Source organism: Ramlibacter aurantiacus, from assembly GCF_016722895.1.
Taxonomy (GTDB): domain Bacteria; phylum Pseudomonadota; class Gammaproteobacteria; order Burkholderiales; family Burkholderiaceae_C; genus Ramlibacter; species Ramlibacter aurantiacus.
In genome coordinates this window covers 232,774-259,059 of the sequence record NZ_JAEQNA010000002.1, presented here as the reverse complement: position 1 = coordinate 259,059, position 26,286 = coordinate 232,774, and the positions used below count along the sequence as shown (strand labels likewise).

The 26,286-nt window shown below is 69.6% G+C and carries 17 protein-coding genes; 11 read left to right on the top strand and 6 right to left on the bottom strand.

The window, feature by feature from the left end; translation table 11 throughout:
* Window positions 1-105: 105 nt before the first annotated feature.
* Genes JI739_RS08960 through JI739_RS08945 form a run of 4 tightly spaced genes read left to right on the top strand, consistent with a single transcriptional unit; the run spans window position 106 to window position 11,548 of the window.
* Window positions 106-690, top strand: a complete 585-nt coding sequence (locus JI739_RS08960; RefSeq protein ID WP_201683545.1) for a hypothetical protein — start codon at window positions 106-108, stop codon at window positions 688-690.
* Complete coding sequence (locus JI739_RS08955; protein WP_201683544.1) at window positions 663-7,904, top strand: tandem-95 repeat protein; 7,242 nt, start codon at window positions 663-665, stop codon at window positions 7,902-7,904. The genes JI739_RS08960 and JI739_RS08955 overlap by 28 nt, the downstream gene beginning before the upstream one ends.
* Window positions 7,905-7,925: 21 nt before the next feature.
* A complete protein-coding gene (locus JI739_RS08950) occupies window positions 7,926-10,220 on the top strand; it encodes a peptidase domain-containing ABC transporter (protein ID WP_201683543.1) in 2,295 nt (764 codons plus the stop codon).
* Window positions 10,217-11,548 carry an HlyD family type I secretion periplasmic adaptor subunit gene (locus JI739_RS08945; RefSeq protein WP_201683542.1) on the top strand — a complete coding sequence of 444 codons (1,332 nt, stop codon included), beginning with the start codon at window positions 10,217-10,219 and terminating at the stop codon, window positions 11,546-11,548. The genes JI739_RS08950 and JI739_RS08945 overlap by 4 nt, the downstream gene beginning before the upstream one ends.
* A 7-nt stretch (window positions 11,549-11,555) precedes the next feature.
* Here JI739_RS08945 and JI739_RS08940 read toward each other — a convergent pair whose 3' ends face one another.
* Complete coding sequence (locus JI739_RS08940) at window positions 11,556-12,560, bottom strand: TerC family protein (protein ID WP_201683541.1); 1,005 nt, start codon at window positions 12,558-12,560, stop codon at window positions 11,556-11,558.
* A gap of 311 nt (window positions 12,561-12,871) precedes the next feature.
* Window positions 12,872-16,339, bottom strand: coding sequence for a DNA polymerase III subunit alpha (dnaE, locus tag JI739_RS08935; RefSeq protein ID WP_201683540.1), 3,468 nt, complete (start codon window positions 16,337-16,339; stop codon window positions 12,872-12,874).
* A 50-nt stretch (window positions 16,340-16,389) separates the two neighbouring features.
* On the opposite strand from dnaE, the gene JI739_RS08930 reads away from it, so the two are divergent.
* Window positions 16,390-17,127 carry a sulfurtransferase gene (locus tag JI739_RS08930; RefSeq protein ID WP_201683539.1) on the top strand — a complete coding sequence of 246 codons (738 nt, stop codon included), beginning with the start codon at window positions 16,390-16,392 and terminating at the stop codon, window positions 17,125-17,127.
* Here the strand turns inward: JI739_RS08930 and xerD are convergent, their stop codons facing one another.
* Window positions 17,128-18,021: a site-specific tyrosine recombinase XerD gene (gene xerD, locus JI739_RS08925; RefSeq protein WP_201683538.1), complete on the bottom strand. Its 894-nt coding sequence runs from the start codon at window positions 18,019-18,021 to the stop codon at window positions 17,128-17,130. It lies immediately after the preceding gene.
* Entirely contained in the window at window positions 18,018-18,992 is a 975-nt protein-coding gene (locus JI739_RS08920; RefSeq protein WP_201683537.1) for a tripartite tricarboxylate transporter substrate binding protein BugE, read from the bottom strand. Before JI739_RS08920 ends, xerD begins: the two co-directional genes overlap by 4 nt.
* Before the next feature lie 124 nt (window positions 18,993-19,116).
* Here JI739_RS08920 and JI739_RS08915 point away from each other — a divergent pair, with 124 nt between their 5' ends.
* The gene (locus tag JI739_RS08915; RefSeq protein WP_201683536.1) at window positions 19,117-20,025 is read left to right on the top strand and encodes an AEC family transporter; all 909 of its coding nucleotides are present in this window, start codon (window positions 19,117-19,119) and stop codon (window positions 20,023-20,025) included.
* On the opposite strand, the gene queG is transcribed toward JI739_RS08915, so the two are convergent.
* Window positions 19,961-21,064 carry a tRNA epoxyqueuosine(34) reductase QueG gene (gene queG / locus JI739_RS08910; protein ID WP_201683741.1) on the bottom strand — a complete coding sequence of 368 codons (1,104 nt, stop codon included), beginning with the start codon at window positions 21,062-21,064 and terminating at the stop codon, window positions 19,961-19,963. The two genes, JI739_RS08915 and queG, sit on opposite strands and share 65 nt — an antisense overlap.
* Between queG and tsaE the strand changes: the two genes are divergently transcribed.
* The 4 genes from tsaE (at window position 21,047) to JI739_RS08890 (ending at window position 23,506) form a co-directional block, all read left to right on the top strand.
* Window positions 21,047-21,580 (top strand): tRNA (adenosine(37)-N6)-threonylcarbamoyltransferase complex ATPase subunit type 1 TsaE, encoded by a 534-nt coding sequence (gene tsaE, locus JI739_RS08905; protein ID WP_201683535.1) that lies wholly within the window; start codon window positions 21,047-21,049, stop codon window positions 21,578-21,580. The genes queG and tsaE overlap by 18 nt on opposite strands.
* Window positions 21,577-22,887, top strand: coding sequence for an N-acetylmuramoyl-L-alanine amidase (locus JI739_RS08900; protein ID WP_201683534.1), 1,311 nt, complete (start codon window positions 21,577-21,579; stop codon window positions 22,885-22,887). Before tsaE ends, JI739_RS08900 begins: the two co-directional genes overlap by 4 nt.
* A gap of 140 nt (window positions 22,888-23,027) precedes the next feature.
* Window positions 23,028-23,252: a YMGG-like glycine zipper-containing protein gene (locus JI739_RS08895; RefSeq protein WP_201683533.1), complete on the top strand. Its 225-nt coding sequence runs from the start codon at window positions 23,028-23,030 to the stop codon at window positions 23,250-23,252.
* 29 nt (window positions 23,253-23,281) lie between these two features.
* The gene (locus tag JI739_RS08890; protein WP_201683532.1) at window positions 23,282-23,506 is read left to right on the top strand and encodes a YMGG-like glycine zipper-containing protein; all 225 of its coding nucleotides are present in this window, start codon (window positions 23,282-23,284) and stop codon (window positions 23,504-23,506) included.
* Between the two features lie 181 nt (window positions 23,507-23,687).
* Here JI739_RS08890 and JI739_RS08885 read toward each other — a convergent pair whose 3' ends face one another.
* The gene (locus JI739_RS08885; protein WP_201683531.1) at window positions 23,688-24,341 is read right to left on the bottom strand and encodes a DedA family protein; all 654 of its coding nucleotides are present in this window, start codon (window positions 24,339-24,341) and stop codon (window positions 23,688-23,690) included.
* Window positions 24,342-24,433: 92 nt separating this feature from the next.
* Between JI739_RS08885 and mutL the strand changes: the two genes are divergently transcribed.
* A complete protein-coding gene (gene mutL / locus JI739_RS08880; RefSeq protein WP_201683530.1) occupies window positions 24,434-26,260 on the top strand; it encodes a DNA mismatch repair endonuclease MutL in 1,827 nt (608 codons plus the stop codon).
* Window positions 26,261-26,286 lie beyond the last annotated feature (26 nt).

The window sequence follows — 26,286 nt, the reverse complement described above, 5'->3', positions numbered from 1 at the left end:
GACGCAGCTCAATGCAATGCGAGACGCTGCCGATCACCCGCCTGCAGCGGCGGTTTCGCGCGGGGTTGCTGCGGACTCGGATCACCGCACGGCGTCGACGCGCTTATGCGACTGACGGTCACCCGATCCGCTGGCAAAGCCTTCTCAGCACGAAGCTTGCTGCGAGTCATTGCGGCGCTGCTGCTGGCGGTTGCACTGGCCGCATGCGCCACGCGGCCGCATGTGGTGGCGCATGGCTTCACCTTCGACGGCTGGGACGACCACTGGTATCCGCAGATCACGGTGCTGGAGTACGCCTACGGCGACAAGTACCACATGACACGGAAAAAGAACGAAAACGGGCTGCCACCGGGGACTTCCGTCTTCGGGGACATGCCCGTTGCTAAGTTTCTGTATGTGAGATGGCGCTTGAAAGCGACCGGCCAGACCTTCGAAGAGCGCGTCGACCTGCGCGATCGACTGCCGGCTGACCTGAGCGGCCACGACATCACCTTCGTCATCGATGGCAGCCAGCTCTACGTTTTCGTCGTGACGCCAGAGCAGATCAAGGTCAGGTTGACGAAGCGACCCCTGAAGACCTGGTGGTCGACGCACCGGGTCTCCTACGAAATCTTTCCCGCGGTCCGGTCGCCGGATCGCACCCACCTCGGAGAAGCAGCGCCATGGGCACCAGCATCACGCGAACACTGACGCCATATGAGATGCAGCAGTTGGCGGCGCAGCTTGCTGCAGTTCGAGACGCTGCCGGACCGCCGCCGCAGGCATCAAACAAGCCGATCTTCTTCGCTGCGTTCGACGGTACGAACAACGACAAGGACAATCTGCCGCTGTCGGGCTCTCCCTATCCAACCAACGTAGCCAGGCTTTACGAACAGGCACAAGAGGCTAGGGCTTCAAACCCAAACCTCCGGCCTTATTACTACCCCGGTGTCGGCACCGGCGGCGAAAACGGAAGCCTCATTCACGCGGCCATCGTTCCGACCGCACCCATCCTTGCCACCGCAGAGCGCGCCTACGCCAACTTCAGCAACTGGGTCCAGGAACAGTTTCTCGCTAACCCCAACACCTCCCCCTCCGACCTCACTCCCGTCACCGCCGCCTTCAGCCGCGGCACCGGCACGGCCTTCTTCTTCCTGCAGATGGTGAACGACCGCGGGGTGACTGCTGCCGACGGAACCGTGTTGGTCAAGCCGGGCGAAGTCTCCGCCTACTCCGTGTCGCTCGATCCCGTGAACACGTACGTTCAAGGCGTCGAGGCCCTGCCGCCCATCGTGATCGACAACTTCGCGCCGCAGGCCATCCATGAGACCCGTACCGAGTTCAGGGGAAATGACGTCGCCAACGACCTGCGGACGCACGGGGTCTGGCTCCCGGGCAATCACGTCGGTATCGGCGGCGGCTACGACCAAAACGGTACCGCGGCCGCGGTACTGGAAATGGCCACGGCCTCGCTGCAGGCCAACGGCATTCCCATTGCCGATGTGCCCGAGCACCTGCGCTTCGACCCGAACACGCCCGCCAACCTCTACACCGAGGCCTACCAGACCACCGCCAACGGCCAAGTGGTGCACGACGCCCAGGAGCAGCCGCAGCCGGTACTCGTCTGGCGAGTGGACGCCGGCCCGCGGCGGATGGTGCCCTTCGAGGCCGCCGTCCAAACCCGTGCGCCCACCGACCCGCATTCGGCCTTCGCCGTCAACGGGCTGGATCGACAAAGCGACGCGGTCACCCTCGGCGGGGCCGACCCCTGGGGCTGGCAATCCAGCCCGCACGTCACCAACCCCCACTCGGCCTATGCCGTGAACGGGCTGGACCTGCAAAGCGATCTGCAAAGCGACCTGCACACGGCCAGCGCAGGACTGCAGCCACCGCTGCCCGGCGGCGATGGCTGGCTGGTAGCTGGCCTAGGCGACGGTTGGTGGGCGCCTTCGGACGGCGCAGGATCCATAGCCCAAGCATGGAACCCCAACCCGGCGGCCTGGCCTGCCCAGACCTTCGACAGCGGCCTTGCCATCGACGCGTATTCGTCGCAGGCCGTCAACGGGTTCGATAGCCAGAGCGACAACTTTCGAGCCGAATTTTCCGTAGGGCTGGAGAACGTCTCGCCTGCTTTCGGTGCCGGCTCCCAAGGGCTGGGCGGTGGCGCGCCTGCCATGCCGAGCCCGGTCTCGACGCCGGCCGGTGACCACGTGCGCTTCGTCGCGGGCGACGCGGGCCGCATCACCCCTGTGCTGCACGGCAATTCGACCCCGCAGGCCGCGTCGGCCATCGCCTTGGCAAGCGACGCGCTGAACGCGCTGCAATCCTGGGTCCAGCACGTCAACGACCAGGCAGCGTCGCAGGGCGCCGACGCTTCCACCCGCCTGGCCCTGGTGGCCGAGCGCCTGCCCGGGCTGGCCTTCATTCAGGGGCAGGTCTTCATCGAGACCCGCTTGAACGGCCTTCCCCAGCTGCAGCGCGTCGACAGTGCGGCGCAGCTGGGGCCGGTACTCGCGCAGGCCTTGCAGCAGCAGCACGCCATCGCACCCGCCTGGGCGGTGGAGACCACGCGGCAACAGCACGCGCAGGGGAATGCCGCGGACCTGCCCGACGCGTCCTCCACCACCGCCACGGGCGACCATCAGTTCTTCGAGGTGCTCAGCACCGCCCTACCGGCGCATGTCCTGCAGCGGCTGGGTGGCGCGCAAAGGCCGGACGGGGAAGTGGCCCTGCTCTCCTCGCAACTGCAGCGCCCCCTTGCCGCGGATGAGCGCCTGATGGACGTGGATGGCGATGGCTACCTGGAGCGCAGCTCCTGGGTGGCTTTCGGGCAGGCGGTGCTGGTGATCGACACCGCCGGCGACGGCCAGCTGGCCGGAATCAGCGACTTCCTGCAGCTCGGCACAGGCTTGAACGGCACGAGCTGGCTCGACGCCAGCAGCAACGGCCTGCTCGACGCCAGCGACCCGGCCTTTGCCGCCGTGAGCCTGTGGGTGGACGTGAATGGCGACGGCCAATCCGCGTCGGGCGAGAGCCTGACACTGCCGCAGGCCGGCGTGAGCGCGATCGACTGGCGCCACGGGCAACTGCTCTGGGCCGATGGCACGCGCTCGCCACTGACGGTGCAGCGCCTGGACGCCGAGGTGGCCGGCCAGCGCCTGTCGGCCATCCGCCATCTCGATCCGGCGCTGCAGGCCGGACCCATCGTCGAACACGAAGGCGCAGCGGGCCGGGGACCGCGCTTCGGCACCCACTTCGCGCAGCGCACCGGCGACTGGGAAGGCACGCCCGAGGCGGCGGCGCACCGCCATGGCGGCGAGATCGCGCCAAACGCCCCCACGCTTACCGAGGCCACGGGCGCGACCAGCCACGGGCCGGTGCGCGCCCTCGAGGAGCCGGCCCTGCCGGCGGCCCAGGCCCAGCTGGAAACAGGGAATGCCGGCACCGCGGTCGCGGGTCAGTCCGGCGGCCAGCAGCAGCGCGCGCAGGTGGCCGCCGACAAGCTGCGCCCCGCACCGCTGGCGTTCGTACCGGCCACGGCGTCGTCCCTCGCGCAGGCGCAGCGCGAAGCCGCCGCCGCCCTGGCCCGCGCCAGCAGCGAAGGCATGCTGGTGGCCGCGCCACTGACCGCGCTGGCCCTCGGCGCCTCGGCGGCTGCGTCAGCCGCTGCGGCCACCGAGGGCATTCCCATGGACCCGGCCCCGACCATCGGGCGGCCTGTCGGCACCGGCTACACCGTCCATGCGCTATCTCCCGAGCCACCCGTGGTGGCACCGGCCGCATCACCCGTCCCATCGGCGACCCAGCCAGTCCCGCCAGCGCCGCGTGCGGCGCTGGAACCCGCCCACCCCGGCACTTCCAGGGCCGAGCAGGGCCCGCCGAGCGCGCTGCCGCAAGAAGTGCCGCAACCGGAAGCACCGTCCGGGACCAGCGGCCCAACAGCCGTGCAAGCGACTCGCACCGCCGCGCCCGCCGGCACGCCCGCAGCTGCTGCCGACCCTGCCCCCCCACCCCTCTGGGAGGGCAGGCTTCCCGCAGGGGCCGAAGCCCCGCTGGGCGGGCCTCGGGCCGAGGCCGATCTCCTGCAGGCCCAGGAGGACGAGCCGCTGACCTTGTCCGAGCACGCGCTGCTCGCCAACGACATGAGCGACCAGGGCGGCGGCGTCCACAGCGGCCTGCAGATCGTGGCGGTGGGCCAGGCAAGAGGGGGTGAAGTCCAGCTGCTGGACACGTTCGATGCGCAGGGGCAGCCCGTTCGATCCGTGCGCTTCGTGCCGGACGTGAACCACCACGGTCCGGCCAGCTTCGCGTACACGGTGCGCGACGTGAACGGGATGACGCGCACGTCGACGGCCCATGTCGAGCTGGCGCCGGTGAACGACACCCCGTTTGCCGCCGACGATGCATTCAGCACCGCGGAGGATCAGGCACTGGTGCTGCAGGCCTGGCAGCTCCTGGCCAACGACAGCGATGCGGATGCATCCACCGATCCGCAGGTCGGCACCGGCGACGTCTTGCGCATCGTGCAGGTGGGCCCCGCGCGGCACGGCACGGTGCGGCTGGACGAGCAGGGCCGCGTCGAGTTCGTACCGCAGCCGGATTTCCATGGCCAGGCGTCCTTTCGATATGAGATCGAAGACCTGGCCGGTGCACACAGCTGGGCCACGGCGAACGTGAGCGTCTCGCCCGTCAACGACGCTCCCTTGGCGCGGCCGGACCACCTGGCCACGCAGGAAGACACGCCCTACTTCATCGCACCGCAAGACCTGCTGGCCAACGACAGCGACGTGGATGCATCGGACGATCCGCACACCGGCACCGGGGATGTGCTGCGCATCGCCGCCGTAGGCGAGGCCCGCCACGGCAGCGTGCGGCTCGATGCCGCCGGCCAGGTCGAGTTCGTGCCCGCCGCCGACTTTCACGGTAGCGCCTCGTTCACGTACTGGACCCAGGACCAAGCGGGTGCCCGGGTCTCGGCCACCGCCACGGTGCAGGTCAGCCCCGTCAACGACGCGCCGATCGCGCGTGGCGAGCTCTTGCTGGCGCAGGAGGACGAGCGCCTGCTAATCGCACCCGAGGACTTGCTGGCCAACGACAGCGACATCGACGCGTCGCCAGACCGTCGCATCGGCACCGGCGACGTGCTGCGCCTCGCCGCGGTCGGCGAGGCGCGCCATGGCAACGTGCGCCTGGACCCGCAGGGCTGGATCGACTTCGAGCCACAGCCCGACTTCCATGGCGATGCCTCCTTCACCTACTGGGTGGAAGACCTGGCCGGCGCGCGCAGCGCCGCCACCGTGCGGGTGCGCCTGACGCCCGTCAACGATGCGCCCGTGGCCGGCGCAGACCGCGTGACCACAGCGGAGGACACGCCGCTGTTCATCACGCCCGGGCACCTGCTGGCCAATGACACGGACGTGGACACGCCGACCGACGCACAAAGCCTGCGGATCATGGCGACCGGCGACGCGCGCCACGGCGAGGTGCGGCTCATGGACGACGGCACCCTCCGTTTCATGCCGGATGCGAACTTCCACGGCGTGGCCAGCTTCGTCTACGAGGTGGGCGATGGCCATGGCGGCTCGGCCTCGGCCGTGGTGACCATCGATGTCACGCCGGTCAACGACGCGCCGGTGGTCCCCGGTCAGGCGGCAACACTGGACGAGGACAGCATCGCGATCTTCGCTCCCGGCGTGCTGCTGGCCGCGGCCACCGACGTGGACAGCGCACACGCCGACCTGCAGCTGGTCGCCGTGGATGCAGCGGCGCGCGGCGCGGTGTCCCTGCACGCCGACGGCACCGTGCGCTTCCAGCCGGTGCCCGACCACAACGACGAGAACGGTCCGCTCGCAGGCTTCGACATCCTGGTGGCCGACGGCGCCGGCGGCCTCACCCGGGCGCGGGTCGACATGCACTACACGCCGGTCAACGACGCCCCCACGGTGCGCGGGGAAACCGCTCGCGGCCTGGAGGACCAGCCGTTGGTCTTTACCACCGCGGCCCTGCTGGCCAACGACACCGACGTGGACACGCCCCACGCCAACCTGCGCATCACGCAGCTGCTCGCGCCACGTCACGGCAGCGCCGCGATCGATGCCGAGGGCCGGATCGTCTTCACACCCACGCGAGACTTCGCTGGCACCGCGGGCTTCGACTATCTGGTGGCCGACGGTCAGGGCGGCGTCGGCGGCGGCCGGGTCGACCTGAGCATCGAGCCGGTCAACGATGCGCCCACGGCGCAGGGGGAGGTGGTGCAGGGCGCGGTCCAGAACGCCGTGTTCCACATCCCGGCGCACCTGCTGCTGGCCAATGACCCGGACGTGGACGACCCCGCAGGCGCTTTGCGGGTGGGCTGGGTCGGCAACCCGGTTCACGGCGGCGTGGCCCTGGGTGCGTCGGGCCAGGTCGTGTTCACCCCCGCGCCCGGTTTCAGTGGCTCGGCCTCCTTCGACTACCGGGTGGCCGACGCGGCGGGTGCGCTGTCGCCAGTGGTCACGGCCTCGGTGCCCGTGGCGCCGGCCAACCGCACGCCGGTGGCAGTCGACGACCGCTTCGCCACCACGCGCGGGAGCCAGATGCTCATTGCGGCCGACCAGCTTTTGGGCAACGACCATGACCCCGATGGCGACCCGCTGCACCTCCTGGCCATCGGCAACGCGCAAGGCGGCAGCGTCACTTCGAACGCAGGCGTGGTCGGGTTCACACCGAATGCCGGCTTCTCCGGGTCCGCCTCCTTCGACTACACGGTCGGCGATGGGCGCGGAGGCATCACGACCGCCACGGCCTTTGTCGACGTGCTGTCGCCGCATCGGCCGCCTACGGTGACGCAAGCCATCGCATTTGACTTCACATCAAGAGACGTCCCCCATGCCCCCGTCTATCTGTTCCAAATCGAGGCGCGGAGCGAGGATGGCGCTTCCGTCTACGGAACGATTGAGTCGGCACCAGACACGCGCTTTCGTTTTGCCCGAACCAATAAACTCGTGGACTTCGTGTATCAGGACGTCGGCGCATCCAATCACTACGTCAAACCGTTCACTCTGCGCTTCACCGATGCGCTCGGAAACTCCGTGGTCCAGCAGTTTTGGTTGGACCACAGGCCGTACTACGGCGAGGTACTGTCATCCGCGGTTATTGGCACGTTCGTCACACCCATTGCGGTAGACCTCGATGGCGACGGGTTGACATATGTCAGCACGACGGACTCCATGGTCGAGTTCGAGCTGCACGGCAACGATCTTCGCCATCGCCTGGCCTGGATAGCGCCAAGGGATGGGGTCCTGGCCTGGGATCGCAACGGTGACCACCTCGTCAACGGTCCCGCCGAATTCGCCTTCGCCCGCTACACCCCCGGCGCCACCACCGACCTCGAAGGCCTGCGCGCCTTCGACAGCAACGCCAACAGCCTGCTGGACGCCGGCGACGATGAATGGCGGGCCTTCGGCATCTGGCAGGACGGCGACGACAACGGCCGCAGCGAAGCCCACGAGTTCCGCACCCTGGATGAGGCGGGCATCCAGTCCATCGCCCTGCAGTCGAACGCGCAGGCGCAACGCGTCAGCGAGGACGTGTTCGTGTACGGCGAGGCCGAGGTCGTGATGACCGACGGCAGCCGGCGCGTGGCCGCCGACGCGGCGTTCCGCGCCGAGGCCGTGAACCCGCGCGAGTCCGGCACGGCAGTGGCCGCGATACCCCAAGCCGAACGCGGCACCGCGGACACGGGCGAGCAGGCGTTCATGGCCGAGCTGCAACGCGAGCTGCTGCTCTGGAACCAGGCCCTCAACCAGGTCGAACCCGAGCCCGCGCCACTGGGCTTCATTCCCCTGAGCGCCTGGCAAGACGACCCGCTTATGGACAGCGGGGCCGATGAGCCTCCGTGGCCCCATGCGGGTGTCCACCCACTTCACATGGCGGCCACGGCCTGAAAGCAGCTGAACATGCCCACGATGGACACGACGGACACGACCATGAGCGCCGAAGGCGGACCGACCGGCCCGCCCGTCAACCCCGACGACCCAGCCGGCGACAACCTGCGCCTGATCGCCCTGTTCGCGCAGACGCAGGGTCTTCATCCCTCTTCGGACGACATGGCCCGCCATGCCGCCCCTGCGGGCAACGAGAACGCGGACCCGGCCCTGGCAACCGCCCTGCGCGTGCTCGAGGCCCTGGGCCTAACGGTGCGCGTGCAAACCGGCAGCCTGAAGGCGCTGCTCGAATCCCGCAGCGCGTGCATCAGCGCCGATGCGTCCGGCCGGTTGATGATGCTTGCGCCCGTCGCCAACGGCGGCCTGCTGGTGCGCCGTGCCGGCGAGCTGCAGGCACAGGCGCTCGATGCCCACCAGGCGCGCACGCAGCTGTCCCCGCACTGGCAGGGTCGCTGGCTGCGCGTGCGCGCCGCAGCGCCGGCCGGCGGAGCGAGCGGCGGCGCATTCGGCCTGCCCTGGTTCCTGCAGGCGCTGGCTCCGCACAAGCGACTGTTGGCCGAAGTGCTGATGGCGTCCTTGTTCATCCAGGCGCTGGCGCTGGTATCGCCGCTGGTGTTCCAGGTGGTGATCGACAAGGTGCTGACCCACCGCAGCCTGGCGACGCTGGACGTGCTGGTGCTGGCCCTGCTGGCTACCACCTTGTTCGAGGCGCTGCTGTCCACCATGAGGCTGTACCTCCTGGGCCACACCAGCCACCGCCTGGACGTGCAACTGGGCGCCGGGCTGTTCAGCCGCCTGCTTGCGCTGCCCCTGTCGTACTTCGCCTCGCGCCGCAGCGGCGACACCGTCGCCCGCGTGCGCGAACTGGAAAACGTGCGCAGCTTCCTCACCGGCCAGGGGCTCACCAGCTGGATGGACCTCGCGTTCGTCGTGGTCTTCCTGGCGGTGATGGCCAGCTTCAGCCTCCCGCTCACGGCAGTGGTGCTGGGCGCGCTGCCCATTCTTTTCGGCGTGTCGCTGGTGATCACGCCCCTGATGCGAAGGCGCCTGGAAGGCAAGTTCGCGGCCGGGGCCGAGAGCCAGTCCTTCCTGGCCGAGACGGCCGGGGCCATGGAGGCGCTCAAGTCACAAGCCGTGGAAGCCCAGTGGCAGCGCGAATGGGAGCGCCGGTTGGCCGACCAGGCGCAGGCTTCTTTCCACAGCAACCAGTTCGCCCAGGCCAGCGCGCAGCTCACCGGCCTGCTGGGCAAGGTGCTCACGGCCCTGCTCCTGTGGTTCGGGGCGCGGCTGGTGATCCAGGGCGACCTCAGCGTGGGCGGGCTGATCGCCTTCAACATGCTGGCCGCGCGGGTGCAGGCGCCGATCCTCAAGCTTGCGTCGCTGTGGCAGGAATTCGCGCAGGTGAAGGTCAGCATCCGCCGCCTGTCGGACGTGATGGATGCACCGCCCGAGCCCGGCCTGCAGCCGGCCCGCAGCAGCGCGCCCCCGCTCACCGGCCGTTTGCGCCTGGACGGCGTGAGCTTCCGCTACGGGCCGAATCAGCCCGAGGTGTTGAAGGACCTGAGCCTGGAGATCGCCCCGGGCGAAATCATCGGGATGGTGGGCACCTCCGGCGCGGGCAAGACCACGCTGCTGCGCCTGCTGCAGCGGCTCTACACGCCCGAGCGGGGCCGCGTGCTGATCGACGGGATGGACCTGAGCCAATGCGATCCCGCCTGGCTGCGGCGCCAGCTCGGCGTCGTGAGCCAGGACGCGGTGCTGTTCCACCGGTCGGTCCGCGACAACATCGCGCTGGGACGGCCCGAGCTGCCCCTGGAGGACGTGTGGCGAGCGGCGCGGCTGGCGGGCGCGCACGACTTCATCGTCGGCTTGCCGCAAGGCTACGACACGCTCGTCGGCGAGCGCGGCAGCTGCCTGTCTGGCGGCCAGCGCTCCCGCATCGCCATCGCCCGCGCCCTGGCGCACGACCCGCGCGTGCTGCTGCTGGACGAAGCCACGGCGGCGCTCGACTACGACAGCGAGCGCGCCTTCCACGCCAACCTGGGCCGGATGGCCGCCGGTCGCACGGTGCTCATCGTGGCGCACCGGCTGTCCACCTTGCGCCTGGCGCACCGCATCGCGGTGCTCGATCGCGGCCGGCTCGTCCAGTGCGGCCCGCATGCGCTGCTTGCGGCGCAAGCCGGGCCGTACCGGCACCTGTGGCAGCTGCATCAAATGACGCAGCGGCAGGAGGCGTTCCCCGGCGTTGCGCCGGCGTCCAGCGCGATGCAAGCGGCGGCCGCTGGCCGCGCCGACCCAGCCGTTTGCGAATCATGAGCCGCCCCCTACCCGCCCCCGCGCCCACCGGCGACCCCTTGTCCTTCGCCGCCGCCCTGGTCGAGGCTCCGCCGCGATGGGTCCCGCGCATGGTGTCGCTGGCCATCTGCGCACTGGTGCTCGGCGCCGTCGCCTATGCCTCGCTGTGCAGCGTGGACGTCGTGGTCAGCCTGCCGGGGCGGGTGATCTCCGCCGGCAAGAGCAAGGTCGTGCAGCCCCTGGAGGCCGGCACCGTCCGGACCATCGCCGCCCGGGACGGCCAGTCGGTGAAAGCGGGCGACGTGCTGATCGAACTCGACAGCACGTCGGCCGCCGCCGACCGCGAGCGCCTGGCCCGGGAGCTGTGGGAAAGCCGCGCCGCCATGGCCCGCGCCTCGGCGCTGCTGGAAGGCAGGGACCGGCTCGCGATGCAACCGGGCATGCCGGCGCAAGTGCATGCCCACGAAGGCGCGGTCCTGGCCGCCCTGATGCTCGAGGGGGCGGCCCGGCTCGCCGCGCTCGACGCGGAGGTGGCGCGTCGCCAGTCCGACCGCGATGCCGTGGCCGGAACGCGCGCCAAGCTGGAAGCCGGGCTGCCCCTGGTGCAACGCAAGCACGAGCTGCGCGACGAGCTGGCCCGGGCCGGCTACCTCGCCCCCACCGGCCTCATCGACACCGAGCTGGAACTGGCCAATGTCCGCCACGACGCGCTCGTGACGACGGAGCGACTCAGGGAAGCCGAAGCGGCCCTGGCCGAGGTCCGGCACCGCCGGCAGCAGGCCGTCGCGGAGTTCCGCCTGCGCGCGGCCACGGAGCGGGCGGAGGCCGGGCGCCGGGCCGAAGCCCTGCGCCAGGAACTGCTCAAGGCCGAGCAGCGCGAGCGCCAGCAAGTCCTGCGCGCCCCCATCGACGGCATCGTCCAGCAGCTGGCCGTCACCACCCTGGGGGGCGTCGTCACGCCCGCGCAAGCGCTGCTGACCGTGGTGCCCGATGGCACCGCCCTCGAAGTGGAGGCGCAGGTGCTCAATCGGGACGTCGGCCAGCTTCGGGTCGGCCAGCGCGTGGTCAACAAGATCGAGGCCTTCGACTACACCCGCTGGGGCGGGCTGGGTGGCGAGGTGGCCTGGATCGCCCAGGACGCGGTGGCGGACCCGACCCTGGGGCCGGTGTACCCGGTGCGCATCCGGCTGGACGCCAGCCAGTTGCCCCAGCGGGTGGGAGACCGCACCGGACGACTCAGCGCCGGCATGAACGTCACCACCGACGTGCAGGTCGGGCAACGCCGCCTGATCGACTACTTCCTGGCGCCCCTGCTGCGGGCGCGCCAGGAAGGGCTGCGCGAGCCGTGACCCTGCGTCAGGCGTCGCCCGCCCGACGCTCCTTCGGCGGGAACGGGTAGGCGCCACCACCCTTGCCCGGGTAGCGCAGCGACAGCAGCATGGTCACCACCAGCACCGACACCGTCACGCCCAGCGACCAGGCCACGGGAATCTTGTAGATGTCGATCAGCAGCATCTTGGTGCCGATGAACACCAACACGACGGCCAGACCGTAGGACAGCAGGTGAAAGCGCTCGTGCATGCCGGCCAGCAGGAAGTACATGGCGCGCAGGCCCAGGATGGCGAACACGTTGGAGGTCAGCACGATGAACGGGTCGGTCGTGATCGCGAAGATGGCCGGAATGGAATCGACCGCGAAGATCACGTCGACCACGCCGATCAGCAGGATCACCACGAACAAGGGAGTCGCCATGCGCACGCCATTCACACGGGTGAAGAAGCGCTCGCCGTCGAAGCTGGGGGCGATCTTCATGTGCCGGTTGATCCAGCGCAGCGCCGGGTTGTTGTCCAGGTCGGGTTCCTGCCCGGCGGCCCACCACATCTTGATGCCGGTGAACACCAGGAAGGCGCCGAACACATACATCACCCAATGGAACTGGGTCACCAACCAGGCGCCCACCAGGATCATGCCGGCGCGCAGCACCAGCGCGCCCAGGATGCCGATCATCAACACGCGCTTCTGGAACGCCGCCGGCACGCCGAAGTAGGTGAACAGCATCAGGAACACGAAGATGTTGTCCACGGCCAGGGCCTTCTCGACCAGGTAGCCGGTGATGAACTCCAGCGCCTTGCCATTGGCCAGTGCCTCGCGGGTGGCGTCACCGGAAGTACCGCCGAGATACCACCAGAGCAGGCCGACGAACACGAAGGACACCCCGACCCAGATCAGCGACCAGACGGTCGCCTCTTTCATCGAGACGGTGTGGGCGCCCTGCTTGGTGAGGGCGAAGAAATCGATGAGGAGCGCGATCACCACGAAGATGGCGAACACGGTCCACATCAGGGGCGTGCCAATGGACATGGCTGGGCTTTCCTGAAGGTAAGCCGGAAAACCGGCGGGTTGAACTACGGAGTTCCCCGTCGGTCTTGCGGACGCCGGACCATTGCGGCCGGGCGACCTGCGGCACCGGAAAGCGCCTGTTGCCAAGGCTTTCGTATTGACGGCACCGCAGCAGGGAAGACCGGGTGACGGCCTTCGCGAGCGCTACTCCCCTTCAGAGGCGGGCGGATTATAGGCAGACGAACTGAGCCCCGACCGGCGACCGAGGGTTTCCCCCAAGGCACCCACACAAAGCCGGGGCGCGTGTCTCCCCTAGCTCCAGCCCCTCAGCCCTAGACCTGAACCTCATAAACCACCTGCGCCTGCCCCGCGTCGGCCTGTGCCATCCAGCTGGCCAGGGCCGCGTCGCTGGGGAAGAAGCGGGCCTCCTCCCCCAGCTGCAGTTCAGCCACCGCCTTGTCGCGCCGCAGCGCCAGGCGCACCGGCAGGCCGCGCACCAGCTCGCCCTGCTCGCTCTGCTCGCGCTGCGGCGGGAACTCGCGAACCATGCGGCTCACGTCGGGCGCATGGCCGTTGACAGCGACCCGCAGGTACTTGCCGAAGCGGCAGCGCGCGGTGGCCAGGTCCCAGACCTGGTTGACGCTCAGGCGAAAGCCGCCGCTGAAGCGGTCGGGTTGCTGGCGCGCCATCACGATCACCAGCTCGTCGTCCTTGAGCAGGTGGCGATTGGCATTGAGCACCGCCTCGTCGGCCGTGGCCTCGATCACGCCCGACTTGTCGTCGAGCTTGAAAAGGGCCAACTTGCCGCGTTGGCCGTTGATCACGCGCAGGTCGCTCACGATGCCGGCCAGCAGCTGCGGCTCGCGCGAGTCGATCAGCTCGTCGATGGCGCGCCGGGCGAAACGGCGCACCTCGGAGGCCACCTCGTCGAACAGGTGCCCCGAGAGGTAGAAACCGACCGCCGTCTTCTCGTAGGTCAGCCGCTCCTTCACGCCCCAGGGCGTGGCCTCGACCAGGTCGGGTTCCTGGGTGCTGGCGCCGTGGGCGTCGTCCATGTCGAACAGGCCGCCCTGGTTGGCATTGGCCTCGGTGGTGGCGGCGAACTCGAAGGCGCGGTCGATGGACGCGACCAGCGAGGCGCGATTGAGTTGCAGGGCGTCGAAGGCGCCCGCCTTGATCAGCGCTTCCACGGTGCGCTTGTTCACCCGCGAACGGTCGATGCGCACGCAGAAGTCGTACAGGCTCTGGAAGGCGCCGCCCTCCTCGCGCGCCCGCACGATGGCCTCGATGGCCTGCTGGCCGGTGCCCTTGACCGCGCCCAGGCCGTAGCGGATCACCTTGTCCGAGACGGGCTCGAACCGGTAGTTGCCGCGGTTCACATCGGGCGGCTCGAACGACAGGCCGAAGTTCTTGACCGCGTCCTCGAACAACACCTTGAGCTTGTCGGTGTCGTCCATTTCCACGGTCATGTTGGCGCAGAAGAACTCCGCCGTGTAATGCACCTTGAGCCAGCCCGTGTGGTAGGCCAGCAGCGAGTAAGCGGCCGCGTGCGACTTGTTGAAGCCGTAGCCGGCGAACTTCTCCATCAGGTCGAAGATCTCGTCGGCCTTGTCCTGCGGGATGCCGTTCTTGGCGGCGCCGGCGCGGAAGATCTCGCGGTGCTGCGCCATCTCCTCGGCCTTCTTCTTGCCCATGGCGCGGCGCAGCAGGTCGGCGCCACCCAGCGTGTAGCCGCCCAGGATCTGCGCCGTCTGCATCACCTGCTCCTGGTAGACCATGATCCCGTAGGTCTCGGAGAGCATCTCGGCCACCAGCGGGTGCGGGTATTCCACCGTCTCGCGCCCGTGCTTGCGCGCGACGAAGCTGGGGATCAGGTCCATGGGACCCGGCCGGTACAGCGCGTTCAGCGCGATCAGGTCTTCCAGCCGGGTCGGCCGGGCGTCGCGCAGCATGCCCTGCATGCCGCGGCTTTCGAACTGGAACACCGCCTCGGTCTTGCCGTCGGCGAACAGCTTGTAGGTCGCCGCGTCGTCGAGCGGCAGGTTCTCGTAGGCGAAGTCCTGCTGGCTCTTGTGCCGCTGGCGGATGAACTCGCGCGCGATCTCCAGGATGGTGAGCGTGGCCAGCCCCAGGAAGTCGAACTTCACCAGCCCCGCGGCCTCCACGTCGTCCTTGTCGTACTGGCTCACCGCCGATTCGGACCCCGGCTGCTGGTACAGCGGCGTGAAGTCGGTGAGCTTGCCCGGGGCGATCAGCACACCGCCCGCGTGCATGCCGACGTTGCGGGTCAGGCCCTCGAGCTTTTGCGCCAGGCCGATCAGCGTCTTGACCTCGTCCTCGCGCTCCAGGCGCTCGGCCAGGATCGGCTCCTGCTCGATCGCGCCGGCGATGGTGATGTGCTGGCCCGGTTTGTTCGGGATCAGCTTGCTGATGCCGTCGCAAAAGGTGTAGCTCATGTCCAGCACGCGGCCCACATCGCGGATGGCGGCGCGCGCGGCCATGGTGCCGAAGGTGGCGATCTGGCTCACCGCCTCGCGGCCGTACTTGTCCTTGACGTACTCGATGACCCGGTCGCGGTTGCCCTGGCAGAAGTCGATGTCGAAGTCGGGCATGGACACCCGCTCGGGGTTCAGGAACCGCTCGAACAGCAGGTTGTAGCGCAGGGGATCGAGGTCGGTGATCTTCAGCGCGTAGGCCACCAGGGAGCCCGCGCCCGAGCCCCGGCCCGGGCCCACCGGGCAGCCGTTGTTCTTGGCCCAGTTGATGAAGTCGCCCACGATCAGGAAGTAGCCCGGGAACCCCATCTTGAGGATGGTGCCGATCTCGAACTCCAGCCGCTCCACGTAGCGCGGCATCTCGCGCTGGCGCCCGGCCTCGTCGGGATAGAGCTGCAGCATCCGCTCCTTCAGGCCCTCGTGCGAGGCGAAGCGGAAATACTCCTCGATCGGCATGCCGTTGGGCGTGGGGAAGTTCGGCAGGCGCGGCTTGCCCAGCTCGAGCGTGAGGTTGCAGCGCTTGGCGATCTCCACCGTGTTGGCCACGGCCGAAGGCACGTCGGCGAACAGCTGCTCCATCTGGTCGGCGGTCTTGAAGTACTGCTCGCGCGTGAAGCGACGCACGCGCCGCTGGTTGCCCAGGATCTCGCCTTCGGCGATGCACACCCGCGCCTCGTGCGCCTCGTAGTCGTCCTCGGTGAGGAACTGCACCGGGTGCGTGGCGACCACCGGCAGCTTGAGCTGCGCCGCCAGTTGCACCGCCGCCGCCACGTGCGGCTCGTCGTCGGCGCGGCCGGCGCGCTGCAACTCCACGTAGAAGCGGTGCGGGAAGATGCTCGCCAGCGCGAGCGCGGCGTCGCTGGCTCGTTGCGCGTCATTGGCCAGCAGCGCCTGCCCCACCGGGCCGGCCTGCGCCCCCGACAGCACGATCAGGCCGTCGCCGAGTTCGCGCAGCCATTCCAGGCGGCACACGCCCTGGGCCTTGACCACGTTCAGGGTCCAGGCGCGGGCCAGCAGCTCGCACAGATTGAGATAGCCCTGGCGCTGCTGCACCAGCAGCACGATGCGCGAGAGCTGGGCATCGTCCTTGCCCAGGCCCTGCAGCCAGATCTCGGCGCCCAGGATCGGCTTGACGCCGGCCCCGCGCGCGGCCTTGTAGAACTTGATGCCGCCGAACAGGTTGTTCAGGTCGGTGATGGCCAGCGCGGGCTGGTGATCGGCGGCTGCGGATTTGACGGTGTCGTCGATGCGGCAGGTGCCGTCGACCACGGAAAACTCGGAATGCAGGCGCAGGTGGACGAACATCCGGCGATTGTAGGAAGGCCGCTGCGCACGGTTCGTACAATCGCCGCCCCGTGTCCGCCTTCCTCAACGTCTCCGCGTACAAGTTCGTGGCCCTCGCCGATGGCGAGGCGCTGCGGCAACGCCTGTTCGATGCCGCCTGCGCCGCGGGGCTCAAGGGCACCATCCTGATCGCGTCCGAGGGCATCAACCTGTTCCTGGCCGGCGAGCCCGCCGCCCTTCGAGCGTTCCTGGCCGACTTGCAGGGCGACGATCGCCTGGCGGGCTTGCCGATCAAGGAAAGCTGGTCGCCCGCACAACCCTTCCGCCGCCTGAAGGTCAAGGTCAAGCGCGAGATCATCCGCATGAACCATCCGGCCATCCGTCCGCAAGCCGGCCGGGCTCCGGCGGTGGAAGCCGGCACCCTGCGCCGCTGGCTGGACCAGGGGCATGACGACGACGGCCGCCCGGTGGTGACGCTGGACACGCGCAACGCGTTCGAGGTGGACCACGGCAGCTTCCACGGCGCCATCGACTGGCGCCTGCAGCGATTCAGCGATTTCCCCGCAGCCGTGCAGGCACATCGCGCCACGCTCGAAGGCAAGACGGTGGTGAGCTTCTGCACCGGCGGCATCCGCTGCGAGAAGGCGGCCATCTACCTGCAGGAAGCCGGACTCGAGCATGTGTGGCAGCTCGAGGGCGGCATCCTGCGCTACTTCGAGGAAGCGGGCGGGGCGCACTACCAGGGCACCTGCTTCGTCTTCGACGAGCGCGAAGCGCTCCGCCCCGACCTGCAGCCAACCCGGTCTTGATCACCCGCGCGGGTGGTGCTTGGCGTGCAACTGCTTCAGCCGCTCGCGCGCCACGTGGGTGTAGATGGTGGTGGTGGAGATGTCCGCATGCCCGAGCAGCATCTGCACCGCCCGCAGGTCGGCCCCGTGATTGAGCAGGTGGGTGGCGAAGGCGTGGCGCAGCGTGTGCGGCGACAGCGGTGCGGTGATGCCCGCCGCCCGGGCATGCTTCTTCACGATCACCCAGAACATGGCGCGGGTCATGCCCGCGCCGCGCGCGGTGACGAAGAGGTCTTCGGTCTGCTGGCCGGCCAGGATCTCGGCGCGCGCGTCCTTCAAATAGCGCACCAGCCAGTCGTGCGCCACTTCGCCGAAGGGCACCAACCGCTCCTTGCCGCCCTTGCCGAAGACGCGCAGCACATGCTCGTTGAGCCCGACGTGGACGACCCGCAGCGTCACCAATTCGCTGACCCGCAGGCCGCTGGCGTACATCAGCTCCAGCATGGCGCGGTCCCGCAGGCCCAGCGGCGTGTCGACGTCGGGTGCGGCCAGCAGGGCCTCGACCTGTGCCTGGGTCAGGGTGCGCGGCACCCGCAACGGCCGCTTCGCGGTCAGCAGCCGCAACGTGGGGTCGACCTGCAGCCGCCGCTCCCGCAAGGCCCAGCGGAAGTAACGGCGCAGCACGGCCAGGCGGCGGTTGGCGGAGGTGGCGCGCGTCTGCGCATGGCGGGCGGCGAAGTAGGCGTGCAGGTCGGCCTCGCGCGTGTCGGCCAGGCCGCGGCCCTGTTGTGCGCGCAGCCAGCGGTCATACAGGGTCAGGTCACGCCGGTATGCCGCCAGGGTGTTCTTCGCCAGGCCCTCCTCCAGCCAGAGGGCATCGACGAACAGGTCGATCGACGGATCGGGCTCGCTCAATCCAGCTTCAGGCCCGCGGTGTCCACGACCTTCTTGTAGACGTCGAATTCGGCCTTGATCTGCTGCGCGAATTCAGCCGGCGAGTTGCCGACGATCACGGAGCCGGTGTCCTCGATGCGCCTGCGCACGGCCGGGTCCTTGAGCGCCGCCACGGTACCGGCATGCACCTTGTCGACCACCTCCTTGGGCAGCCCCTTGGGGCCGAGGATGCCGTAGTAGGCCATGCGGTTCACCGGCTCCAGGCCCACCTCCTTGAAGGTCGGCACGTTGGGCAGCGAGGCCAGCCGCTGCGGCGCGGCCACCACGATGGGGATCAGGCGGTTTTCCTTGATGAAGGGCAGTGCCGAGGGCAGGTTGTCGAAGATGATGGGCACCTGCCCCGCCACCGTGTCGTTCAAGGCCGGGCCCGCGCCCCGGTAGGGGATGTGCGTGACAAAGGTCTTGGACATGCTCTTGTACAGCTCCATCAGCATGTGGCCGATGCCGCCGGTGCCCGAAGAGGCATAGGAGTACTTGCCCGGGTTGCGCCGCAGCTCGTTCACGAAGCCCTGGTAGTCGCGCGCGGGAAAGCTCGGATGCACCGCGATGACGTTGGGCGTGGCCGCGATGTTGATGATCGGCGTGAAGTCGGTGAGCGGGTTGTAGGGGGTCTTGGGGTTGATCGCCGGGTTGGTTGCCGTGGTGGACACGGTCGCGACGCCCAGCGAGTAACCGTCGGGCGTGGCCCGCGCGGTCTCGGAGGCGCCGACGATGCCGCCGCCACCCGCCTTGTTCTCGACGATGACCGACTGTCCCAGCGACTTGCCCAGCGGCTCGGAGATCACGCGGGCGATGATGTCGGTCGTGCCACCGGGGGCGAAGGGCACCTGCAGCTTGACGGGCCGGCTGGGATAGCTCTGGGCCAGCGCCGCGCCAGCGGACAACAGCAGGGCGCCAGCGGCGGAAAAAGCGAACCATTGACGGCGTTTCATCGAGGACGTCTCCTAATACGTGAAGTCGTTGAGGTGAATCGCTCGATGGTAATGGCGCCACGCGGCCCTCCGGCAGCCCGGGAGACCGGGGCTAACCCCAAGATGGCGCGGCTATGCTCGAGCCGTGACCTATGCCCAGTTGCTCGTCCCCGACTTCGCGCTCCTCCTCCTGGGATGGGTGATCTGCCGCTACACCTTCCTCGATCGCACCGTGTGGGCACAGGTGGAGGTGCTGGTCTACTACTTTCTCTTTCCGGTCCTGTTGTTCCAGTCGGTCCTGCGCAGCCCGCTGGACTTCGACACGGCCTTGCACCTGATCGCGGCGGGCGTGCTGCTCGGGCTCGCCGCCATCGGCATGGCCTACCTGCTGCCCCGGGTGCCCGGGCTGGGCCGCCACCTGGACCGGCGCGACCACGCGGCGGCGGCGCAGGTGGCTTTCCGCTTCAACTCCTTCATCGCGCTGGCCGTCGCCGAGCGGATGGCCGGCCCCCAGGGCCTGCAACTGATCGCGGTCCTGATCGGGTTCTGCGTGCCCATGTTCAACGTGGCGGCGGTGTTCCCGATGGCCCGGGCGTCGGGCGTCCACCTGGGCTCGGCCCTCATTCGCAACCCACTGATCATCGGCACCGGCACCGGCCTCGCGGCCAACCTGCTCGGGCTGCAGATGCCCGGGTGGCTCGAGCCCACTGTGAGCCGCGTGGGCTCGACCTCGATCGCCCTGGGCCTGATGGCCGCCGGCGCCGGGCTGCAGTTCGGATCGCTCGCCACCGGCAAGGCGCTGGCCGTGTCGGTGCTGTCCATCAAGCACCTGCTGCTGCCGCTGGTGGCCTGGCTGCTCGCACGCCTGCTGCGGCTGGACCCCGCGCAGGCCACCATGCTGCTGACCTTCTCGGCCCTGCCCACCGCCACCAACGCCTACGTGCTGGCGGTGCGCATGGGCTACAACGGTGGCTACGTGGCGGCTTTGGTCACGCTGTCGACGCTCCTGGGAATGGCGAGCCTGCCGTTCGCGCTGTCGCTCCCCAGGGGCTAGGGACCGCTCCTTCCAGCGCCCATTCCACGTGCTCGCGCACCATCGATTCGGGGTGGGCAGACAGGCGCCCCAGCGCTTCACGCAGGCTTGCATCCTCTTGTTGCCGCAGCGCATTTCCGGCCGCCACCGCCACGTTGCGCAGCCATCTCGCATGGCCGATGCGGCGGATGGGACTGCCTTCGGTGCGCCGAAGAAACTCGGCCTCGCTCCACGACAGGTAAGCGGCCAGGGGCTGGTTCACCAGGTGCTCGCGCGCCTCGAAGTCGGGCAGCGGACTGCGCTGCGCGAATTTGTTCCAGGGGCAGGCCAGCTGGCAGTCGTCGCAGCCGTAGATGCGGTTGCCGATGGCCGGGCGCAGGGCTTCGGGAATCGAGCCGGGATGTTCGATGGTGAGGTACGAGATGCAGCGCCGCGCATCGAGCCGGCCTGGCGCGACGATGGCGCCGGTGGGGCATGCGCCGATGCAGGCATCGCACTGGCCGCAATGCGCACTCACCGGCTCGGTGGGCGGCAGCGCCAGGTCGAGGTAGACCTCACCGAGGAAAAACATCGAGCCGGCGTTGCGGTCGAGCACCAGGGTGTGCTTGCCACGCCAGCCGATGCCGCTGCGGGTGGCGAGTTCGGCCTCGAGCACCGGGGCCGAGTCGGTGAAGGCCCGGTGGCCGATGGGACCCACCTCGGCGGCGATGCGCTCGGCCAGCCGCGCCAGTCGTGAGCGGACCACCTTGTGGTAATCGCGGCCCCGTGCGTAGAGCGACACCACGCCTTCGCCCGGCCGCTCCAGGCGTTGCCACTCGATGGCCTGCCAGCCCTCGGGCGTGGCCGAAGGCAGGTAGTCCATGCGGGCCGTGAGCACGCTCACCGTGCCCGGCACCAGCTCCTGCGGCCGAGCCCGCGCAAGCCCATGCGCGGCCATATAGCCCATCTCACCGTGGAAGCCTTGCGACAGCCAGTGCAAAAGCCCGGGCTCGGCCGCCGACAAGTCGATTCCGGCGACACCGATTTGCGAGAATCCGAGCTCATGTGCCCACTGCCGGATGCGGCTCACCAGCGAAGGAGGATCGAGCTGAGCGCGAGCGAAAGTCACCCGCCGATTGTAGGAACGCCCCTCGTGCTGCACTGGGCCGACGAGGAGCAGACCCTGGCCTTCGCGCGCCGACTGGCCGCCCGTCCGGCTCTGGCTGATGCCTTCATCGAACTGCGGGGCGAACTCGGCGCCGGCAAGACCACCTTCGTGCGCCACCTGCTGCGCACCCTGGGCGTGGGCGGGCGCATCAAGAGCCCCACCTATGCGGTGGTCGAGCCCTACCAGGTCGGGCCGCTCGCCATCTGGCACTTCGACTTCTATCGCCTGGCTGATCCGCGCGAGTGGGAAGAAGCCGGCTTTCGCGACCTGTTCGCCGGCCCGGGACTGAAGATCGCCGAGTGGCCCGAGAAGGCCGGCGCGGCCCTGCCGAAGCCCGACCTGGTCCTGCGGATCGACACGCTGGACGACGACAGCCGGCGCGTCACGGCCACGCCCCTCACGCCGCGCGGCCAGGAGCTGCTCGCATGAGCCCGCGCCGACGTTCCCTGGTGCGCGGCGGCGTGCTCGCGCTGCTGCTGGGGCGCCAGCACATCGCCAGCGGCGCGGCCATCGTCGCGGTGCGCATCTGGCCGGCGCACGACTACTCGCGCGTGACCATCGAGTCGGACGCCCAGCTGCGGTCCTCGCAGACGCACGTGGCCAGCCCGCCGCGGCTGGCGGTGGACATCGAGGGGCTCGAACTCGACCCCGCGCTGCGCGAGCTGGTGGGCAAGGTGCGCGCCGACGATCCCTTCATCGCCGGCATCCGGGTCGGGCAGTACGCACCGGGCACGGTGCGCCTGGTGATCGACCTCAAGCAGGCGGTCCGGCCGCAGGTCTTCCACCTGCCGCCGGTGGCGGCGTACAGCCATCGGCTGGTGCTGGACCTGTTCCCCGAGCAACCGGTCGACCCCCTCGAGGCGCTGATCGCCGAGCGGCTGCGTGATACCGGCCCGGCGCCGGACCCCCTGGGTGACCTGATCGCCCAGCGCACGCTGCGCAACGATCCGCCGCGAAGCGCCTCGGCCCCGGCGCCGATGGCGCCCGCACCCGCGGCCGGCCCCGCCCGCACCGACCGGCTGATCATCATCGCGCTCGACCCGGGCCACGGCGGAGAAGATCCGGGCGCGATCGGCCCCAACGGCACGCGCGAGAAAGACGTGGTGCTGCAGATCGCGCGGCGGCTGCAGGCGCGCATCAACGCCAGTTCCGTGAACGGCCACGCGATGCGGGCCTTTCTCACCCGCGACGCCGATTTCTTCGTGCCGCTGGGCGTGCGGGTGCAGAAGGCCCGGCGGGTGCAGGCGGACCTGTTCGTGAGCATTCATGCCGACGCCTTCACCACGCCGCGCGCCCGCGGGGCCAGCGTCTACGCCCTGAGCCACACGGGCGCTTCCAGCACCGCGGCGCGCTGGCTCGCCACCAAGGAAAACCAGGCCGACCTGATCGGCGGCGTGAACGTGCGCGAGCACGACCACCACATGGCGCGCGTGCTGCTGGACATGAGCACCACCGCGCAAATCCGCGACAGCCTGCGGCTGGGCGAGGCGATGCTGGGCCACATCGGCCGGGTCGGGCGGCTGCACAAGCCGCGCGTGGAGCAGGCCGGCTTCGCGGTGCTCAAGGCTCCCGACATCCCCAGCGTGCTGGTCGAAACCGCATTCATCAGCAACCCCGAGGAAGAAGAGCGCCTGCGCAGCGACGCCTACCAGGACCAGCTCGCCGACGCATTGATGCGCGGCATCACCGGCTACTTCACGGCCAACCCCCCGCTCGCGCGCAGCCGCAGCATGTAGCCGGGGGCTGGCACAGCCCATTGTCGGCCGGCGACAGGGTCGCGCTGGCTTGTCTGACACGGACGCGCCTGCCCGCTTCCTAGAGTGGTCCGGCAGGTTGGCCGCGCCTTCAGCGGTCGCACAAATCAAAGGTGAACGGTATGAACCTCAAGCTCGTTGCAGTATTGGCGGCCGCGTCCATGATGGGCCTCTCGGGATGCGCCAACATGACCCCCTCCGAACGCCAGACCGCCGGGACGATCGGCGGCGCAGCCGGCGGTGCCCTGATCGGCGACGCCGTCATCGGCGGCCCGCTGGGCACGCTGGGTGGCGCGGCGGCAGGCGGCTACCTGGGCAACCGGGCCACCGACCCGTATCGCCGCTGAGTCCGACACCACCCCTCCAGGAGAATCGAATGAAAAGCAAGTTGATCGCCGCCCTCGCCGCGGCTTCCCTCATGGGCCTGGCAGGCTGCGCCAACATGAGCCCCTCGGAGCGCCAGCTCGCCGGCACGGCCGGCGGTGTGGCAGCCGGTGCGCTTGCCGGTGGCGCCCTGACCGGCGGCAGCACGCTCGGCACCCTGGGTGGCGCCGCCGCCGGCGGCTACCTGGGCAACCAGGCCACCAATCCGAACCGTTGACCCCCCGAAGCGGCCTGTCGGCCGCTCCGGCAAAGCCGGTTCCGCGGTAGCCGCTGGAGAGGGCTTCCGCTTTGCGCTGGCCGCTGGAGGGGTCTACCGCTGCTTCGCCCGGCTTTGGCCTCGCGGGCTCGGGTTTCAACCAGGCCCTGGCGCGAGCTCCGAACCGTCTTTTGCTCGCTCGCTATTGAACGGCGGCTGCGGCTTTGCGCCGGGCTTGCCACGCGCCGGCCAGGACGAGGGTGCCTGGGACCAGGATCAAGGCCCAGATGATCTTGTCCAGGTGAGCCTGCACGAAGGGGATGCTGCCCAGGAAGTAACCAGCCGTGACGATGCCGAAGACCCAGATCAACGCGCCAGCCACGTTGAACATCGTGAACTTGATGCGCGTCATGGCGGCCACGCCGGCGACGAAGGGGGCGAAGGTGCGCAGGAACGGCATGAAGCGGGCCAGGATGATGGTGATGCCGCCGTACTTTTCGTAGAACTCGTGGGCCTGCAGGAAGGCCTTGCGGTTGAAGTAGCGCGAGTGCTCCCACTGGAACACCTTGGGCCCGAAGAAGCGCCCGATGTGGTAGTTGCACTGGTCGCCCAGGATGGCCGCCCCCAGCAGCACCGCCACCGCCACCCAATAGCTCATGAAGCCCAGGCCGCACAGCGCGCCCACCACGAAGAGCAGCGAGTCGCCGGGCAGGAAGGGCATCACCACCACGCCCGTTTCCACGAACACGATGACGAAGAGCAGGGCATACACCCAGGCGCCGTGATCGCGTACGAAGGCTTCGAGGTGCACGTCCACGTGCAGGATGAAGTCGATGAGGAGGGCGACGTATTCCATGGGCGAGGGATTATGTCCACAGTTGGCCGGCTTGCTGCCGGGCTCTGGCCCGAACGGGCTACGGGCCCGGGGCCCGCTCCTAGAATGCCCGCGTGAACGCCGTCCTCGCCCCAGCCCCGCGCCGCCCCATACGCGAACTTCCGGATGAACTGGTGAGCCAGATCGCCGCCGGCGAGGTGGTCGAGCGGCCCGCCTCGGTGGTTCGCGAGCTGGTCGACAACGCCCTGGATGCAGGCGCCCGACAGGTCACCGTGCGGCTGGCTGGCGGTGGCGTCCGACTGGTCTGCGTGGAAGACGACGGCTGCGGCATCGATCCCGGGCAACTGCCCTTGGCGCTTCGTCGCCACGCCACCAGCAAGATCGCTTCCCTGGCCGAGCTGGAAAGCGTGGCGACCATGGGTTTCCGCGGCGAGGCGCTGGCCGCGATCGCCTCCGTGTCCGAGACCACCGTGCTGTCGCGCGCCGACGGCCAGCCGCACGCCTTCCTGCTCGACGGCGGCACGGGCGAGTTGCGGCCGGCGGCCCGCACGGTGGGCACCACCGTCGAGGTGAAGGAGCTGTTCTTCCGCACCCCCGCGCGCCGCAAGTTCCTCAAGAGCGACGGCACCGAGCTGGCCCACTGCGTCGAGGCGGTGCGGCGGCATGCGCTGGCTCGTCCCGAGGTGGGGTTCGCCATCTGGCACGACGGCAAGCTGGTCGAGCAGTGGCGCCCCGCGGCGGACGCGGCGCAGCGCCTGTCCGATGTCCTGGGCCGTGACTTCATGGCGGCCAGCCTGCCGGTGGCGTGGGAAGGCGGTCCGCTGCGCATCAGCGGCCGCGTCGGCCTGCCCGATGCGGCGCGCGCACGGGCCGACCAGCAGTGGGCCTGGGTCAATGGCCGCCATGTGCGCGACAAGGTGCTCGGGCACGCGGTGCGAAGCGCCTACGAGGACGTGCTGCATGGACAGCGCCAGCCCGTCTACGTGCTGGCGCTGGACATCGACCCCACGCTGGTCGACGTCAACGTCCACCCCACCAAGATCGAAGTGCGCTTCCGCGACAGCCGCGCGGTCCACCAGGCCGTGCGCCACGCCGTGGAGCAGGCGCTCGCCGCGCCCCGCGCCGGCCTGAACCCCTCGGCGATGAGCGACGCCACCGCCGCGCGCCCGCCGGAGCCGCCAGCCGCCATGCCCCGCTGGTCGCAGCCGTCCATGGCGTTCGCCGCGCGCGAGGAAGCCGGCCATCGCGTGGCCGAGCTCGGGCTGCTGTGGCAGCCGCAAGGACGGGCTGCCGAGGCACCCGCCAGCGCCGCCGACGCGCAGCCTTCCACCCCAGCCGCGCCGCTGCCCGACGGCGAGTGGCCGCTCGGCCGGGCCCTCGCCCAGCTGCAGGGCATCTACATCCTGGCCGAAAACGCGCAGGGCCTGGTGGTGGTGGACATGCACGCGGCCCATGAGCGCATCGTCTACGAACAGCTCAAGTCGCAATTCGGCACCGGCGGGCTGGCCAGTCAGCCCCTCCTGATTCCGGCCACCTTCCCCGCCACGCCGCAGGAGCTGGCCACCGCCGAGGGCGCGGGCGAAGCGCTGCGCAGCCTGGGCCTGGAGATCACGCCCTTCTCAGCGCGCACGCTGGCCGTTCGCGCCGTGCCCACCCACCTGGCCCAGGCCGACGCCGTGGAGCTGGCCCGCAGCGTGCTGGCCGAACTGGCGCAGCACGACGCCAGCCACGTGGTGCAGCGCGCCCGCGACGAGCTGCTGGCCACGATGGCCTGCCACGGCGCGGTGCGCGCCAACCGGCGGCTGGGCCTGGAAGAGATGAACGCGCTGCTGCGCCGCATGGAAGTGACCGAGCGCTCCGACCAGTGCAACCACGGCCGGCCCACCTGGCGGCAGCTCAGCCTGCGCGAGCTGGATGCCCTGTTCCTGCGCGGACGTTGAACTTTGCCCGGCGCGCCTGAGTCAGC

Excerpts from the sequence above, each read along its gene's own strand:
- JI739_RS08960 (WP_201683545.1), top strand. The coding sequence starts at position 106 with ATGCGACTGACGGTCACCCGATCCGCTGGCAAAGCCTTCTCAGCACGA.
- JI739_RS08955 (WP_201683544.1), top strand. The coding sequence starts at position 663 with ATGGGCACCAGCATCACGCGAACACTGACGCCATATGAGATGCAGCAG.
- JI739_RS08950 (WP_201683543.1), top strand. The coding sequence starts at position 7,926 with ATGGACACGACGGACACGACCATGAGCGCCGAAGGCGGACCGACCGGC.
- JI739_RS08945 (WP_201683542.1), top strand. The coding sequence starts at position 10,217 with ATGAGCCGCCCCCTACCCGCCCCCGCGCCCACCGGCGACCCCTTGTCC.
- JI739_RS08940 (WP_201683541.1), bottom strand. The coding sequence starts at position 12,560 with ATGTCCATTGGCACGCCCCTGATGTGGACCGTGTTCGCCATCTTCGTG.
- dnaE (WP_201683540.1), bottom strand. The coding sequence starts at position 16,339 with ATGTTCGTCCACCTGCGCCTGCATTCCGAGTTTTCCGTGGTCGACGGC.
- JI739_RS08920 (WP_201683537.1), bottom strand. The coding sequence starts at position 18,992 with ATGAAACGCCGTCAATGGTTCGCTTTTTCCGCCGCTGGCGCCCTGCTG.
- tsaE (WP_201683535.1), top strand. The coding sequence starts at position 21,047 with ATGTGCCCACTGCCGGATGCGGCTCACCAGCGAAGGAGGATCGAGCTG.
- JI739_RS08900 (WP_201683534.1), top strand. The coding sequence starts at position 21,577 with ATGAGCCCGCGCCGACGTTCCCTGGTGCGCGGCGGCGTGCTCGCGCTG.
- JI739_RS08895 (WP_201683533.1), top strand. The coding sequence starts at position 23,028 with ATGAACCTCAAGCTCGTTGCAGTATTGGCGGCCGCGTCCATGATGGGC.
- JI739_RS08890 (WP_201683532.1), top strand. The coding sequence starts at position 23,282 with ATGAAAAGCAAGTTGATCGCCGCCCTCGCCGCGGCTTCCCTCATGGGC.
- JI739_RS08885 (WP_201683531.1), bottom strand. The coding sequence starts at position 24,341 with ATGGAATACGTCGCCCTCCTCATCGACTTCATCCTGCACGTGGACGTG.